General features: G+C 68.8%; 14 protein-coding genes. 9 read left to right on the top strand and 5 right to left on the bottom strand.

The features are described from left to right. Nucleotides 1-608: hypothetical protein (locus HUW62_RS21495; protein WP_176435475.1), on the top strand; the 608-nt coding region annotated here is incomplete at its 5' end. Nucleotides 609-634: 26 nt separating this feature from the next. Here HUW62_RS21495 and HUW62_RS21490 read toward each other — a convergent pair. The 3 genes from HUW62_RS21490 to HUW62_RS21480 form a co-directional block, all read right to left on the bottom strand. Next, the gene (locus tag HUW62_RS21490) at nucleotides 635-793 is read right to left on the bottom strand and encodes a hypothetical protein (protein WP_176435474.1); all 159 of its coding nucleotides are present in this window, start codon (nucleotides 791-793) and stop codon (nucleotides 635-637) included. An 81-nt stretch (nucleotides 794-874) separates the two neighbouring features. Continuing rightward, a complete protein-coding gene (locus tag HUW62_RS21485) occupies nucleotides 875-2,683 on the bottom strand; it encodes a DUF885 domain-containing protein (protein WP_176435473.1) in 1,809 nt (602 codons plus the stop codon). A gap of 98 nt (nucleotides 2,684-2,781) precedes the next feature. Beyond that, complete coding sequence (locus tag HUW62_RS21480; protein ID WP_176435472.1) at nucleotides 2,782-3,483, bottom strand: sulfite exporter TauE/SafE family protein; 702 nt, start codon at nucleotides 3,481-3,483, stop codon at nucleotides 2,782-2,784. 48 nt (nucleotides 3,484-3,531) lie between these two features. Here HUW62_RS21480 and HUW62_RS21475 point away from each other — a divergent pair, with 48 nt between their 5' ends. From HUW62_RS21475 to HUW62_RS21440, 8 genes are all read left to right on the top strand, one after another. Beyond that, the gene (locus tag HUW62_RS21475; protein ID WP_176435471.1) at nucleotides 3,532-6,126 is read left to right on the top strand and encodes a heavy metal translocating P-type ATPase metal-binding domain-containing protein; all 2,595 of its coding nucleotides are present in this window, start codon (nucleotides 3,532-3,534) and stop codon (nucleotides 6,124-6,126) included. Then, nucleotides 6,123-6,317: a cytochrome oxidase gene (locus HUW62_RS21470; protein WP_163861084.1), complete on the top strand. Its 195-nt coding sequence runs from the start codon at nucleotides 6,123-6,125 to the stop codon at nucleotides 6,315-6,317. The genes HUW62_RS21475 and HUW62_RS21470 overlap by 4 nt, the downstream gene beginning before the upstream one ends. Before the next feature lie 4 nt (nucleotides 6,318-6,321). Continuing rightward, nucleotides 6,322-8,691, top strand: a complete 2,370-nt coding sequence (gene ccoN, locus HUW62_RS21465; protein WP_176435470.1) for a cytochrome-c oxidase, cbb3-type subunit I — start codon at nucleotides 6,322-6,324, stop codon at nucleotides 8,689-8,691. Next, nucleotides 8,691-8,870 (top strand): CcoQ/FixQ family Cbb3-type cytochrome c oxidase assembly chaperone, encoded by a 180-nt coding sequence (locus tag HUW62_RS21460; RefSeq protein ID WP_176435469.1) that lies wholly within the window; start codon nucleotides 8,691-8,693, stop codon nucleotides 8,868-8,870. Before ccoN ends, HUW62_RS21460 begins: the two co-directional genes overlap by 1 nt. Then, the gene (locus HUW62_RS21455; protein WP_176435468.1) at nucleotides 8,863-9,411 is read left to right on the top strand and encodes a cbb3-type cytochrome c oxidase N-terminal domain-containing protein; all 549 of its coding nucleotides are present in this window, start codon (nucleotides 8,863-8,865) and stop codon (nucleotides 9,409-9,411) included. The genes HUW62_RS21460 and HUW62_RS21455 overlap by 8 nt, the downstream gene beginning before the upstream one ends. A gap of 24 nt (nucleotides 9,412-9,435) precedes the next feature. Continuing rightward, entirely contained in the window at nucleotides 9,436-10,854 is a 1,419-nt protein-coding gene (gene ccoG / locus HUW62_RS21450; RefSeq protein WP_176435467.1) for a cytochrome c oxidase accessory protein CcoG, read from the top strand. 116 nt (nucleotides 10,855-10,970) lie between these two features. Further along, a complete protein-coding gene (gene hemN, locus HUW62_RS21445; RefSeq protein ID WP_176435466.1) occupies nucleotides 10,971-12,341 on the top strand; it encodes an oxygen-independent coproporphyrinogen III oxidase in 1,371 nt (456 codons plus the stop codon). 110 nt (nucleotides 12,342-12,451) lie between these two features. Beyond that, the gene (locus tag HUW62_RS21440; protein WP_163861093.1) at nucleotides 12,452-12,994 is read left to right on the top strand and encodes a hypothetical protein; all 543 of its coding nucleotides are present in this window, start codon (nucleotides 12,452-12,454) and stop codon (nucleotides 12,992-12,994) included. An 81-nt stretch (nucleotides 12,995-13,075) separates the two neighbouring features. On the opposite strand, the gene HUW62_RS21435 is transcribed toward HUW62_RS21440, so the two are convergent. Together HUW62_RS21435 and HUW62_RS21430 are read right to left on the bottom strand one after the other, a co-directional pair. Beyond that, nucleotides 13,076-13,783, bottom strand: coding sequence for a DUF4476 domain-containing protein (locus HUW62_RS21435; RefSeq protein WP_163861096.1), 708 nt, complete (start codon nucleotides 13,781-13,783; stop codon nucleotides 13,076-13,078). A gap of 95 nt (nucleotides 13,784-13,878) precedes the next feature. After that, a complete protein-coding gene (locus HUW62_RS21430) occupies nucleotides 13,879-14,487 on the bottom strand; it encodes a 2,3-diphosphoglycerate-dependent phosphoglycerate mutase (RefSeq protein ID WP_176435465.1) in 609 nt (202 codons plus the stop codon). Nucleotides 14,488-14,511 lie beyond the last annotated feature (24 nt).

Genomic DNA, 14,511 nt, shown 5'->3' with positions numbered 1-14,511 from the left:
AGCGGGGGCTCGGTCAGGGGCGGGTGGTGGCGCGCCGCGTGACGTTTGGCGAGGACACGGTGACCTTCACGCCGAGGGCCGGAGAGCCGCTGGAGCTGGCGTGGAGCGAAGTCGCCGCGGTCCTCCGGGCGGCGAGCTCGGTGCGCACCCAGAGCGAGCACAAGGAACAGGCGAGCAAGCTGGATGTGGCCAAGGCCTACGGGCTGGCCATCGCCACGCATGGGCTGGTGATGCCCAAGACGGGCGCGAAGACGGTGCGGCAGGAGACGGAGGAGACGTCTCAGCTCATCTACGTCTTCGCGAGAGATGGCCGGAGCGCGGTGCTGAACGAGCACGGCATGGACTACTCGTGTCTGGGTGCCGCGATGCAGCCCTCGCGCATCGCGAACATGACGATGCTCATGCGGATGCTGTGTGAACGCGCGCCGGAGGCCTTCCACGACGAGCGACTGCTTCGCCTGGGGCGGCGTGCGCTGCCTTTCGTGGTGGCGGACTCGACGCAGATGGCGACGGGGGACGTGTCGGTGCGGCGGGCGAACACGCTCCAGGGTGTGGAGGTGCTCGCCGAGGTGATGCGGGAGGCCGTCATCCAGGGGCTGCTGGGCTGACGGCGCCGCACCTCGTCGACTCTGGATTAGAGCAGGCTGGCGATGTTCAGCGTGCTGGGCCCGCTGATTTGCTGGAGGCCCTCCGGGGTGTAGCAGGCATCCAGGTCCGTGTTGAGGAACTCGGTGGCGCGGACCACTCTCGCTCCGACGAACTTGCCCGCCGTCACCGTGCCGAAATGGAGCAAGGTGGGAAACCATTGTCTGTCCTGACGGGGTTCAAAGCCAGTCAAGGACATAGGCCAGAGGTACAGCGCGGCCGCCAGTCTTTACTCCTGCGGGGCTGGCTTTGCGGGCTCCTCGCCGAGCAGCAATCGTCGGACGATGGGCACGGGCGGGTAGCCGTACGACACCACCTCGTCGTGGAAGCGCTGGAGGGAGAAGTCCTTGCCCCACTGCGCCTTCGCGTCCTCGCGCAGCTCCATCAGCAGCTTCTTGCCCAGCGCGTAGACCAGGTACGTGGGGTCCGACGTTCCCCGGCGAGCCTCGCGCTCCGCGTTCGTCTTCGTCATCAACGCCTCCTCCTCGAACAGCTTCACCGCCTGCTCGTACGTCATGCCGCGCGTGTGCAGGGACAGGCCCGCGACGTAGCGCGCCAGGCGCTGGAGGTAGAGCGCGAGCTGGTTGAGGCGCAGCTTGTCGGCCCCCACGCCCGAGCGTCCACCGTAGCCCTCGTCCAGCATCATCTGCTCGGTGTACAGCCCCCAGCCCTCGGAGAACGAGCCCGAGCCCAAGAGGCGCCGCACCTTGGACTCCACCCGGTTCGTCCAGAGGAACTGCACGTAGTGGCCGGGGTAGGCCTCGTGGATGGAGACGAGCGGCAGCGCATGGTGGTTGTAGAAGCTCATGTGCTGTTCGGTCTGCTCGGCGTTCCACGTCGGGTCCGGCGGCGTCACGTAGTAGTACGCCTCCGTGGCCTGCTTCTCGAACGGGCCGGGCGTGCTCATGCTCGCGAAGGACAGCGAGCGATTGAAGGACGGCGTCTCCGCCACCTGCGCGCGCACTTCGCTGGGCACGGTGATGATGCGCTCACGGATGAGGAACGCTCGAATTTCTTCCAGCGTGGCCGTGGTGCTGGACACCAGCTCCGCGGGCGTCGGGTGCTCCTTGCTCAGCTCCCGGTACACGTCCATGGGCGCCTTGCCGGGCCCCAGTCGACCGGCCACCTCCTTGAACTGGGCCTGCGTGCGCTTCATCTCCGCCTGCCCCCACGTGAGCAGCGAGTCGATGCTCTCCGTCACGCCCTCCTCGTAGAGCAGCTTCTTGCGGTAGGTCTCCTCTCCAATCGCGTAGTTCCCATTGGAGCGGGGCAGCAGGTCCTCCTTCAGGAACTGGATGTACGCGTCGATGGCCGTGAGGCAGCGCGCCTGCTCCTTCTTGAACGCCTCGTTCAGCGCGGCGTCCTTCACCGGCGCGAAGGCCTGGGGCAGCGTCTGTGCGTACAGTGAGCGGGTGCCCTGGGCCTGCTGGAGGGCAATCTCCGTCCACAGCTTCGGGGGATTCTTCAGGGACGTCCGCGCGGCGGCGAACAGGTCCGGCACCTTCGTCATGCGGCTCACGGCCGAGCGCATGCGCTGCTCCAGCGGCGCGAAGTCCCGGTTGATGAGCTGGAACACCGCGTTGGAGGCCTGGCTCAGATACGTGTTGGGGTTGCGCTCCCACGAGCGCACCTCTTCGTGGTCCAGGATGCGCGAGCGGAAGTGGTTCTCGAGGATGTCGTAGTCGGCCCGGTCCAGGGGCGGAAGCGCGCTCCGGTCCACCGCCGTCGGCAGCGCGGCGAGCCGGCCCTTGAGGTACGCGAGGTGTGACGCGCGTTCCTCGGCGGTGAAGCCGCGCAGCTCGCCGTCATACGTGTGGACGCCCGCGGAAGTGGCCGACAGCGGGAGGCGACGGAACTGCTCGTCGAAGTGGGCGTCCACGAAAGCGCGCAGCGCCACCTGGGCCGGCGTGAGCGTCGCGGCGGCCTGGGTGACGGCCGCGGGCGGAGCTTCGCTCTGTGACGGTGGGCGCGACGTGGTGCAGCTCGCGGACAGCAACAGCAACGCGGCGAGGGTGCTCGGGGTGCGCGGCGCGGTCATCGTTCCTCGGCGGGAGAGAGGGGGCGGCGCCGGGAGCCTCGCCGATGCCCTCGCGTGCGACAAGCGCACCCCACGCCTGGCGAAGCTGGAGCCGACCCTCAGTGGCAGTGGGGCGAGGTGTCGACCGCGCGGAAGACGAGCACCGCCGCCGCCACGAGCGGCATTGCCCGACGAAGCAGGAAATCCGAGAGCCGGGGTCGCTTGCTCCACAACCTGGCTTGAAGTTGTGCGCCGAGCAGCGCTGGAAGCCCTCCCAGTGCGAAGGCCCCCATCACCAGTGCGCCACCGCAGAACGAGCCGCTCGCAAGCGCCACGGTGAGCACGCCGTAGAGCAGTCCACACGGCAGCAAGGGCGTCACCGCACCCATTGCGCTCGCGCGACCCGCCCACGAAAACTTTGCGCTCCAGCGCGAGAGGGCGCTCGCCACTCGTGCGAGCCCAGGCAGGGGAGGCAGGCGCTTTCCCAGCTCCAGTGCGGATGCCACCAGCGCCGCCGCCATCAGCCACGGGAGATAGGGACGCGTGGACACGGCGAGCGCGCGAGTCACACCGCCACCCAGTGCGCCCAGCGCGCCGCCCACGAGCGCATACGCCCCGAGGCGAGCGCCCTGATAGGCGAGCAGCGCGCGGCGTCTCTCGGGCCCACGCATCGCCGGCAGCCCCGCGCAGGCGAGCGGTCCGCACATGAGGAAGCAGTGCACGCTGCCCGTGAGCCCCACCGTGAGCGCACCGAGCGCGCCTGTGACGAGTGTCGGAGTCGGAGTCAGCGAGGCCAGCATCAGCGGAACGTCGGTGGGCATGAGCAGGTCCTTCGCAACGGGCATGCCGTTCGCAAGGTGACAGCTCGCATGCTCGACTCCGCGCAAATCCGGCCTGACGTGGCCGTCTGCCTCCACTGTGGCAGCCGCGTGCCGGAGGGCACGACCTCGCGCGAGTTCTGCTGCGCGGGGTGCGAGGTGGTGCATGGCCTGCTGGTGTCGCAGGGGCTGACTCGCTACTACCAGCTCACGGGTGGGAAGACGGCGCCCGCGGCGGAGCCCGCGCGAGGACGCGGCCTCGCGTGGCTGGAGCCGTTGGTGGCTCGCGCGGAGGCGGCGCCGGGTACGCTGTGCTCGCTGGAGCTGGACGTCCAGGGCATCCACTGCGCGGCCTGTGTCTGGCTGATGAACGAGCTGTTCCGTCGTCAGCCTGGAGGCGCGGGGCTCACGGTGGACCCCGCGCTGGGCAAGGCGCGCATGCAGTGGACGCGCGGGGCCTTCGACGTGGGCGGCTTCCTGCGGACGGTGGAGGGCTTCGGCTATCTCTTCGGTCCCAGTCGCAAGCGGCCCGCGCCCGCGAGTCTGGATTTGCCCATCCGCCTGGGCATCTGCGTGGCGCTCTCGATGAACGTGATGTTGTTCTCGGTGAGCTTCTACGTGGGGCTCACGCCGGAGGATGCGGAGGTCTTCCAGCTCTTCACGCGGCTGAGCCTGGCGCTGTCCGCGCTCGTCGTCATGGTGGGTGGGTGGCCGTTCTTCCGTTCGGCGTGGCAGGGACTTCGTCGAGGCGTGCCGCACCTGGACCTGCCCATCGCGCTGGGCATCCTCCTGGTGTTCGGCACCTCGCTGGTGCAGGCCCGGGGTGGACGCGGTGACCTCGCGTACTTCGATACCCTCAACACCTTCGTCACGCTGATGCTGGTGGGACGCTGGCTCCAGCAGCGCGTCCTGGAGCGCAACCGCCGCTTCCTGCTGGAGGACGACGGCGCGGAGGGACTCTTCGTTCGCCGACAGGAGGGCGAGCGGCTCTCCACCGTGCGAGTCACCCAGGTCGCTGAAGGCGACCTGCTCGTCATCGCTCCTGGGGACCTGGTGCCCGTGGATGCGGAGTTGCTCGATGCGAGCGCGCGAGTCTCCACGGACTGGATGACGGGAGAGCCGGACGAGCGCGAGGTGGCAGTGGGAGAACCGCTGCCCGCGGGCGCATTCAATGCGGGGCGCGAAGCGGTGCGTGCGACGGCACGACAGTCGTTCCAGGACTCGCCCTTGGTGGCGCTGCTGCGCCGCGCGCCGGACGGAACGGGTCGGAGCGCGGGGCACACTCGCTTCTGGGAGGCTGTGTCGCGGCGCTGGGTGGTGACGGTGTTGGCCGTGTCGGCGCTGGGACTCGCGCTGTGGTGGCCGTCGGGGCCCGACAAGGCGCTGGAGGTGGCGGTGGCGCTGCTGGTGGTGACGTGCCCGTGCGCCATCGGTATCGCCACGCCGCTGGCCTATGAACTGGTGCAGGCGCGCTTGCGTCGCGAGGGCTTCTTCATCCGGGCCACGGACCTGCTGGACCGCCTTCCGCGTGTGCGTCAGGTGCTGTTCGACAAGACGGGGACGCTGACGCTCGGGCGGATGGAGCTGGCGGACCGGACCTCGCTGGATGTGCTCTCGGATGAAGAGCGCGATGTGGCCTTCAATCTGGCCGCGCGCAGCAATCATCCCGTGAGTCGCTGTCTCTCGGACGCGCTCTCGCGAACGGGCGCGCGCTTCGTTCCGGAGGCGCGGGTGACGGAGCATCCAGGCCAGGGCCTGGAGTGGATGCGAGACGGCGTGTCGTGGCGTCTGGGCCGCGCCGACTGGCACCAGGTATGCGATAGCGTCGTTCCGAGTGCCGTGTCGCTCGAAGCAGGACTCGGAGAAACGGCCTCGCCGCGAACTGGCGTCACGTCACGGCCCGACGCGGGAAGTGAGCCTGCCCCAGCGCAAGCGGGCATCACGCTTCCTGGCACGGACAGCGGAACTCCCGTCCTTCCACGTGCGCCGATGCGTGCCGATGGGCCTCGGGGCTCCGTGCTCTCTCGCGAGGGAGTCCCTGTCGCCGCGTTCCCGGTGCGTGAGGCCCTCCGGCCGGATGCACGCAGGGAGGTCCTCGCGCTCCAGGAGGAGGGCCATGCCGTGTGGCTCATCTCGGGCGATGCCCCCGCGCGCGTGCGCGAGCTTGCGGGCTCCCTGGGCGTGCCCCCGGAACGCGCCCTGGGCGGCCTTCGTCCCGAGGACAAGGCCTGTACCGTGTCGCGTCTCGGCGCGACGGACTCGCTGTACCTGGGCGACGGCGTCAACGACAGCCTCGCCTTCGAGCGGGCACTCTGCGCCGGTACTCCCGCGATTGACCGGCCGGTGATGCCGGGCAAGAGCGACTTCTTCCTGGTGGGGGAGGGGCTCTCCTCGCTGCGTGAGGCGCTCAAGCTGTCGAAGCACCTGCGGCACGTGGCGCGGCGGTTGTTGATGCTGGCCATCGGATACAACGTCGTGGCCGTCGCCGTGTGCCTCGCGGGCTGGATGACGCCGCTGCGCGCCGCCGTGGCGATGCCCGCCACGAGCCTCGCCACGGTCCTGTTCACGCTGTGGAGCCTGTCCGCGCCCCGTGCTCCACGCAGCGGCCTGGCGCCCCTGGCGCGCCCCACGGAGGTGCACGCATGAACGTCCTGGTCCTCCAGGTCTTCGTGAGCCTGATGCTCGTGGCCAGCTCGGTGCTGCTGTTCATCTACAGCATGCGTCACCGGGACCATGAGCAGGCGGACCGGCTCGCGCTCTTCCCGCTCGAGGAGGACGGCGTGGCTCGCCCCACCGCGTCTTCCGACGGGCCGTCGTCTTCGGCTTCCCAGGAGTGACTCCTTGCAACAACAGCGAATCGTCTACGACGACACCACGGTCCGCCGCTTCATCTTCGCGGCGGTGGTCTTCGGCATCGTGGGCATGGCGGTGGGTGCGCTGGTGGCCAGCCAGCTCGCATGGTGGCAGGCCAATCTAGGCATTCCCTATCTGACGTACTCCCGGCTGCGGCCCCTGCACACCAACGCGGTCATCTTCGCGTTCGTGGGCAACATGATGTTCGCCGGCGTCTACTACTCCACGCAGCGCCTCCTGAAGGCGCGCATGGCGTCCGACCTGCTCTCGAACATCCACTTCTGGGGCTGGCAGTTCATCATCGTCGCCGCGGCCATCAGCCTGCCCCTGGGCATCACCACCTCCAAGGAGTACGCGGAGCTGGAGTGGCCCATCGACCTGGCCATCACCGTCATCTGGGTCGTCTTCGCCATCAACTTCTTCTGGACCCTGGCGAAGCGCAACGAGAAGAACCTCTACGTCGCCATCTGGTTCTACATCGCGACCATCATCACGGTGGCGGTGCTGCACATCGTCAACAGCCTGGCGCTGCCGCTGGATGGGCTGAAGAGCTACTCCGTCTTCTCCGGCGTGCAGGACGCGCTGGTGCAGTGGTGGTACGGCCACAACGCCGTCGCCTTCTTCCTGACCACGCCGATTCTCGGCATCATGTATTACTTCCTGCCCAAGGCGGCGGAGCGGCCGGTGTACTCATACCGGCTCTCCATCATCCACTTCTGGGCCCTGGTCTTCATCTACATCTGGGCCGGTCCCCACCACCTGCTCTACACCGCGCTGCCCGACTGGGCGCAGTCCCTGGGCATGGTGTTCAGCGTCATGCTGTGGGCCCCTTCATGGGGCGGCATGCTCAACGGCCTGCTCACGCTGAAGGGCGCGTGGCACAAGCTGCGCGATGACCCGGTCCTCAAGTTCTTCATCGCCGGTGTGACGTTCTACGGCATGGCGACGTTCGAGGGACCGCTCCTGTCCATCAAGACCGTGAGCGGTCTGGCGCACTACACGGACTGGATTGTCGGCCACGTGCACGGCGGCGCGCTCGGCTGGAACGGCTTCATGGCGGCCGGCATGTTCTACTGGCTGGTGCCCAGGCTGTACGGCACGAAGCTGCACTCCCCCCGGTCGGCGGACGCGCACTTCTGGCTGGGGACGGTGGGCATCCTCCTCTACATCGTGTCCATGTGGATCAGCGGCATCAACCAGGGGTTGATGTGGCGCGCCACGAACGCGGACGGGACGCTGCTGTACCCGAACTTCGTGGAGACGCTGCTCGCCATCCGGCCCATGTACATCGTCCGCTTCGTCGGCGGCTCCATGTACCTGGTGGGCTTCTGCATGATGGCGTGGAACCTCTGGAAGACGGCGCGCGCGGGCAAGGCCGTCGACGGAGAGACCACCGTCGTCGTGGAAGAGGCCCAGGCTCCCGTGCCCACCGCGACGACGACGCCCGCGCCGGGCTGGGTGCAGGTCGTCACTGGCCGCCCGCTGGTGTTCGCCATCGCCATCCTCACGGTGACGATGTTCCTGGGCTGGGCGAAGCCGGTGCGCGCGCTGGTGCTGATGGGCGCCATCGTCGCGCTGGGCGAGCTGGCCTGGATTGTCACGCGCAAGGACCGCGAGGCGGGCCGTCCTTCGTGGTTCGCGCTCATCGAGGGCCGCCCGCTGGCCTTCACGGTGCTGACGCTGGTGGCCATCCTGATTGGCGGCGTGGCGGAGCTGCTGCCCACCATCCTCATCCAGCAGGCGGTGCCCGCGCATGGCGAGGCGCAGAAGCCGTACTCCCCGCTGGAGCTCCAGGGGCGAGACCTCTACGTGCGCGAGGGCTGCTACACGTGCCACTCGCAGATGATTCGCCCCTTCGTGGCGGAGACGCAGCGCTATGGCGACGTGTCTCGCGCGGAGGAGTTCATCTACGACCACCCGTTCCAGTGGGGAAGCAAGCGCACCGGACCGGACCTGCACCGCGTGGGCGGCCGGTATCCGAACCTCTGGCACTACACGCACATGATGGACCCGCGAGCCACGAGTCCCGGCTCGAACATGCCGCCCTATCCGTGGCTGGCGGAGAACCGCATCCGCGTGAAGGACGCGCCCAAGAAGCTGTCGCTGATGCGGAAGCTGGGCGTGCCGTACACCCACACGGACGTGGACTCGGCGGAGGCTCGGCAGAAGTCCCAGGGTGAGGCCATCGCCGCGGACCTCGCGACGCAGGGTGTCCAGGTGGCGTGGGACTCGGAGATGGTGGCCCTGGTCGCCTACCTCCAGCGCCTGGGTCGTGGGCCGCAGGACGTGCCCGCGACGCCGTCGGAGGTCGCGCCCACCGCGTCGGCGGCGGGAGCCCAGGAAGGAGGAGGCCGCTGATGTACAAGCAATTCTACCAGGGCATGCCGTTGGAGGAGCTTCCGCTCTTCGCGCTCGTCCTGTTCATCGCCATCTTCCTGGGCGTCTGCGCCTGGGTGTTCGGAGCGCGCAGGAGCCAGGACTTCGACGCGCTCTCGCGGCTGCCGTTATCGGAGCGCGGGGAGGGCGGTCATGAGTGAGAAGTCGCTGATTCATCACATCTATGACGGCATCGAGGAGCACGACAACCACCTGCCAAAATGGTGGTTGTTCATCCTGTGGACGACGCTCGTCTTCGGCGCGGGCTACTGGTTCTGGTACCACATCGCGGAGGCGGGGCCCGGGCAACTGGGCGAGTACGCCGCGGAGTCCGCCGAGCATGCGCAGCGCATGGCCGGCAATACGCCCGCGTCGGATGACCTGCTCTTGAAGCTGGTGAAGGACCCGACGTCGCTGGACGGCGGCAAGGCCGTGTTCCAGTCCAACTGCGCGGCCTGTCACGGTGCGCAGGGGCAGGGCCTCATCGGTCCCAATCTCACGGACGGCTTCTGGCTGCACGGCGGCGCTCCCATGGCCATCCACAAGGTGGTGGCCGAGGGCGCCGTGGCCAAGGGTATGCCCGCCTGGGAGCGGACGCTGGGCGCCGAGCGCGTCAAGGCCGTCACCGCCTACGTCTTGACGCTCAAGGGGACGAACGCGGCTGGCGGAAAGGCGCCTCAGGGCGAGCCCGAGCAGCCGTAGCGCTCGGGCCACGAGGACTCCGACATGGCGACACCTCCACGGCGGGAAGGCCCCCGCATCGACCAGCTCTCGTCCATCCACGCGGATGGCTCGCGGCGGGCGGTGCACCCGTCGGACGTGCGGGGCCGCTTCATCACCTGGCGCCGCGTGGCGTTCGGAGTGCTCATCGCCATCTACGTGGCCCTGCCACTGGTGAGAGTGGGTGGACACCCCGCTGTGCACCTGGACGTGGCGGCGCGACGCTTCTTCCTCTTCGGCGCCACATACAACGCGCAGGACTTCTGGCGGGTCCTCTTCCTGTGCACCGCGCTGGGCTTCGGCCTGCTGTTCGTCACGGCGTGGCTGGGCCGGGTGTGGTGCGGCTGGGCGTGTCCGCAGACGGTGTTCCTGGAGGGACTCTATCGGCCGCTGGAGCGGCTCATCGACGGGCCTCGCGAGCGGCGGCTGCGCCAGGAGGGGACGGCGTGGACGGCGGGCAGGGTGGCGCGCGCGGTGGTGAAGCATGGTGCCTACGTGGGCGTGTCCTTGCTCATCGCCCACGCCGCGCTCAGCCTCTTCGTGTCCGCCGGAGGACTGGTCTCCATGGTGGCCCAGGGCCCGGCCGCGGCTCCGGTGGCGTTCACCTGGGCCATGGCCGTCACGGGCGCGCTGTACTTCAACTTCGCGTGGTTCCGGGAGCAGCTCTGCGTGGTGGTGTGCCCCTATGGCCGGCTCCAGTCGGCGATGCAGGATGCGGACTCGCTCATCGTCGGGTACGACGCGCGACGGGGTGAGCCTCGGGGACGACTGCTGAAGGTCCTCCCCACGCGGCCCGCGCCGCCCAAGGGCGACTGCGTGGACTGCTTCAAGTGTGTCACCGCGTGCCCCACGGGCATCGACATCCGCAACGGCTCGCAGATGGAGTGTCTGGCCTGCGCGCAGTGCATCGACGCCTGTGACGAGGTGATGGACAGGGTGGGGCGCCCGCGCGGGCTCATCCGCTACGACTCGCTCAACGGACTCGCGGGCGAGGCGCGCCGCACGTGGCGGTCCCGATTGGTGCTGTATGGGGCGCTGCTGCTCGCCTCCGCCGGGGGACTCGTGTGGAGCGTGGCGAGGCGCATCCCCTTCGAGGCGAACCTGCTGCGCTTCCAGGGCACGCCGTACCTGGTGGAGACAGGGACGGTGCGCAACCAGTTCGAGCTGCATCTGGTGAACAAGAACCCGGAGGCATCCACGTTCTCCATCTCAGCGCGGGCCCCGGACTCCGCGCAGGTGGTGATACCGCAGGCCCAGGTGCGACTCGCTTCGCTGGAGAGCTTCCGGGTGCCGCTGTTCATCCTCGTCCCACAGGGGAGCGTGGAGCTTCCGTTCACCTTCCTCGTCGAGGTGACGGACTCCGCTTCCGGTGAAGTGAAGCGGATGGATGCGCGCTTCCTCGGGCCGCCGTCGCCGCGTCGCTGAGGGAGCAGGCTCGCGAAAGTCCTGCGCGTGCCTCGGCGGCCCCCGCGAATTCCGCGGGGAGGTCCGAGGGACTCGGGCGACGGGGGTGGCACGCGCCTTGGAATGAGACGTGGGGCATGGAAGCGCTGCCAGGTGTCCCCCGGCCCACGCCGGAGTTGCTGAGTCGGTACGACGTCTCAGGACCTCGCTACACGAGCTATCCCACCGCGCCGGAGTGGCGTCGGGACTTCGGGCCGGAGGCCCTGGAGGAGCGGCTGTGCAGCGCGGGGGCTCGTGACTCCGCCGAGCCGCTGTCGCTCTACGTCCACCTTCCGTTCTGTCACAGCCTCTGCTGGTACTGCGGCTGCAACGTGGTCATCAGCAAGGACTCGCGCGCGGCGGACCGGTACCTCGACCACATGGTCATGGAGTTGGACCTGGTGTCGGCGCGACTCGGCGCGCGTCGCTCGCTCTCGCAAATCCACTGGGGTGGCGGCACGCCGACGTTCCTCACGGAGGCGCAGCTCGAGCGGCTGTGGACCGAGCTCACGCGGCGCTTCGTCCCGTTGCCTGACGCGGAGGTCGCCATCGAGGTGCACCCTTCCGTGACGACGGAGGGACAGCTCACGCTGCTGCGGCGACTGGGCTTCAACCGACTGTCCATGGGGTTGCAGGACTTTGATTCGCGCGTGCAGGAGGTGACGAACCGGCTCCAATCGCCTGAGCGGACGCGGGCCCTGCTGGAGCACGCGCGCGCGCTCGGCTTCACGGGCGTGAACTTCGACCTCATCTACGGTCTGCCCCACCAGAGTCCGGAGACCTGGGCGCGAACGTTGGAGACGGTGCTGGAGATGCGGCCGGACCGGCTGGCCGTCTATTCCTTCGCCTTCATGCCGGAGGTGCTCAAGCACCAGCGACGGATGCCCGCCGAGGCGCTTCCCACCGCGCCGGTGAAGCTGGAGTTGTTCCGCTCGGCCTGTGCCGCGTTCGTGGGCGCGGGCTACCGGGCCATCGGCATGGACCACTTCGCGGTGCCGGAGGACGAACTGACGCACGCGTTGTCCGAGCGCCGGCTGGGCCGCAACTTCCAGGGCTATACGGTGAAGGCGGCCTCGGACGTGGTGGCGTTGGGCAGCACGGGCATCAGCGACGTCGCCGGGGCCTATGCGCAGAACGTCCGGGCGCTGCCCGCCTACTACGAGCGCGTCTCCCAAGGACGACTGGCCACCGAGCGCGGCCTGCTGCTCACCGAGGATGACAGGAGGCGCCGCGCGGTCATCACCCAGCTCATGTGCAACGCCTGGGTGGACCTGGGAGAAGACGGCGTCCGCGACTTCGCGCCCGAACTGGAGCGGCTGCGGCGCTTCGAGGAGGACGGACTCGTGGTCCGCTCGGACACGCAGTTGGAGCTGACGGCCCTGGGCCGACTCTTCGTGCGCAACGTGGCCATGGTGTTCGACGCCCACCTGGCGCGAGCCGAGAAGCCACGCTTCTCCCGCACGGTGTAGCCGTCCAAGCCACCGAGCAGGCAGGCCCTTCATGAGGCCGCTTCCCTGGCCCCCGCGCGAGGCAATGCCCACTTCATCCGCATGCCCTCGGGCGACGGAGGTGGTCATTCATGGAGACGCGACAGTCGCGGGGTGGTGTTCGACGAGGGCTGCGTGCTTCCTGCCTGCTCGCCTCCCTCCTGGTGGCCTCGCTGGCGGGCGCCGCGCCCAAGCCGGGTGAGGCGTTGCCGGAGTTGTCCTCTCAAGACCTGGAGGGCAAGCCGCACCGCAGTGAGGAGTGGCGAGGAAAGCGCACGTTGCTGGTGGTGCTCACCGACAAGGACGGCGGCGATGAGATGCGCCGCTGGTTCGACACGGCCGCCACCCAGGTGCCCGGCTCCGTGCACCGGGCCTCCGTGCTCACCTTCAAAATCCCGTTCATCGTCAGCGCGGACTCCGCGAGGGAGCGGGCGAAGAAGAAGGTGCCCGAGGAGTTCTGGTCCGACACCTGGCTCGACAAGACCGGCGGCCTGGGCAAGTCACTGGGGCTGGCCTCCAGTCGAGAGCCCTATGCCATCGCGCTCGATGAGCGGGGTCAGGTGCTGGCCGTCGTGCACGGCGACGCGGACTCGCCGGAGGCCAAGGCCCTGATGAAGAAGCTCTCGGGGCCGTGAGGCTTCACACGTTGGAGACACGAAGGGCGCCGCGGGTGGACTCCCGCGACGCCCCGGTTCAGCGTTCCTGCTCGTTCGTGCTCAGCGGCTGGACAGGATGTCCTGGGCGCGCTTCTTGTCGGCGGAGAACGTGAAGGCGTTGTAGAGCTGGTAGTTGTTCTCCGTGTCCAGGATTCGCGACTTCACGGCGCGCAGCACGTTGATCTTGTCGTCGTTGAAGGAGAACCGCTCCATCAGCCGCATCACCTGGGAGACGAGCAGGTAGTTGCCCTGCAGGCCCGTGTTGAGGACGCGGAGCTTGTCGTCGGTGAAGTTCTCGCGGGCGATGGCGTCATGCCAGCGCTGGAAGGAGCCATCCGCCATCGGGCGAATCATCGGCTCCGGCGGCGGGGGCGGCGGACGCGGCATCACCGTGGCGAGCAGCGGGGCATCGGCGACCTGGCGTCGCACGGACTCCAGGACCTCCTGCGCCTTGCGCGCCTTGCTGCGCGTGTCCCGGTCCGCGCGGTCCTCGATCTCCTCCAGCAACCGCTCCAGGCGCTCCAGGCGCTGGGCCAGGTCCTCACGGCTGACCACCACCAGGGTGCCGGTGCTGTTCGGCGGAACGAAGGGGCCCGAGTTGTGCCGCGGTTGCTGCGACGGCTGCTGCGGCATCGGCTGGCCCGGCGGGGGCGGGCGGTACTTCTCCATCGTCGCATCGGGCGCCGGCTGCTTTTCGACCTGCGGGGAAGTCTGAGCGAAGGAGGTGGCGGAGGTCAGCAGTGCGACGGCGATTGCGAGGGCCTTCATCGGGGCGTCCTTGTTTGTGTACTCGACAGTTCTGACGGGCCGAGTCTCATGGCATTCAAAGGCACCGGACGACAAGGGGCCCCCTGTCTCATGTCTCAGGGGGAGGGGGTTCGTTTGGACAGCACAGACCCTTCGGCCGACAGCTCGTAGACGAGCGGAACGCCGGTCGCCAGCTCCAGCCCCACCACCTGCTCGCCGGTGAGTCCGTCCAGCTTCATGACGAGGGAGCGGTTCGAGTTGCCGTGGGCGACGACGAGGACGTTCTTCCCCAGGCGGAGGTCGCCGGAGATGGCGCGCTCGTAGAAGGGGAGCACGCGCCGGGCGGTCATCTCCAGCGACTCGCCGTTGGGGGGCGGCACGTCATACGAGCGACGCCACAACTTCACCTGGGCCTCGCCGAAGCTCTGGGTGGCGTCCGCCTTGTTGAGGCCCTGGAGGTCGCCGTAGTGGCGCTCGTTGAGGGCGGCGTCGCGGATGATGGGCGGACGCTGACCCAGGGCCTCCAGGATGATGGCGAGCGTCTCCTGGGCGCGGGTGAGCGCGGAGGTGTAGGCGACGTCGAAGGTGATGCCCTGGAGCGCGCGCGCGGCGAGGCGGGCCTCCTCGCGGCCCTTCTCGGTGAGGGGCACGTCCACGAAGCCGGTGAAGCGGTTCTCGTGGTTCCAGAGCGACTGACCGTGACGGACGAGGGCGAGCAGGGGCATGTCCCTCCTGCTAGCGCAAGCCGG

It is taken from the genome of Myxococcus sp. AM011, assembly GCF_013372595.1.
GTDB classification, from domain to species: Bacteria; Myxococcota; Myxococcia; order Myxococcales; family Myxococcaceae; genus Myxococcus; species Myxococcus eversor.
Note: the sequence above shows the minus strand (reverse complement) of the source record. Positions and strands in the feature narration are given on the sequence as shown.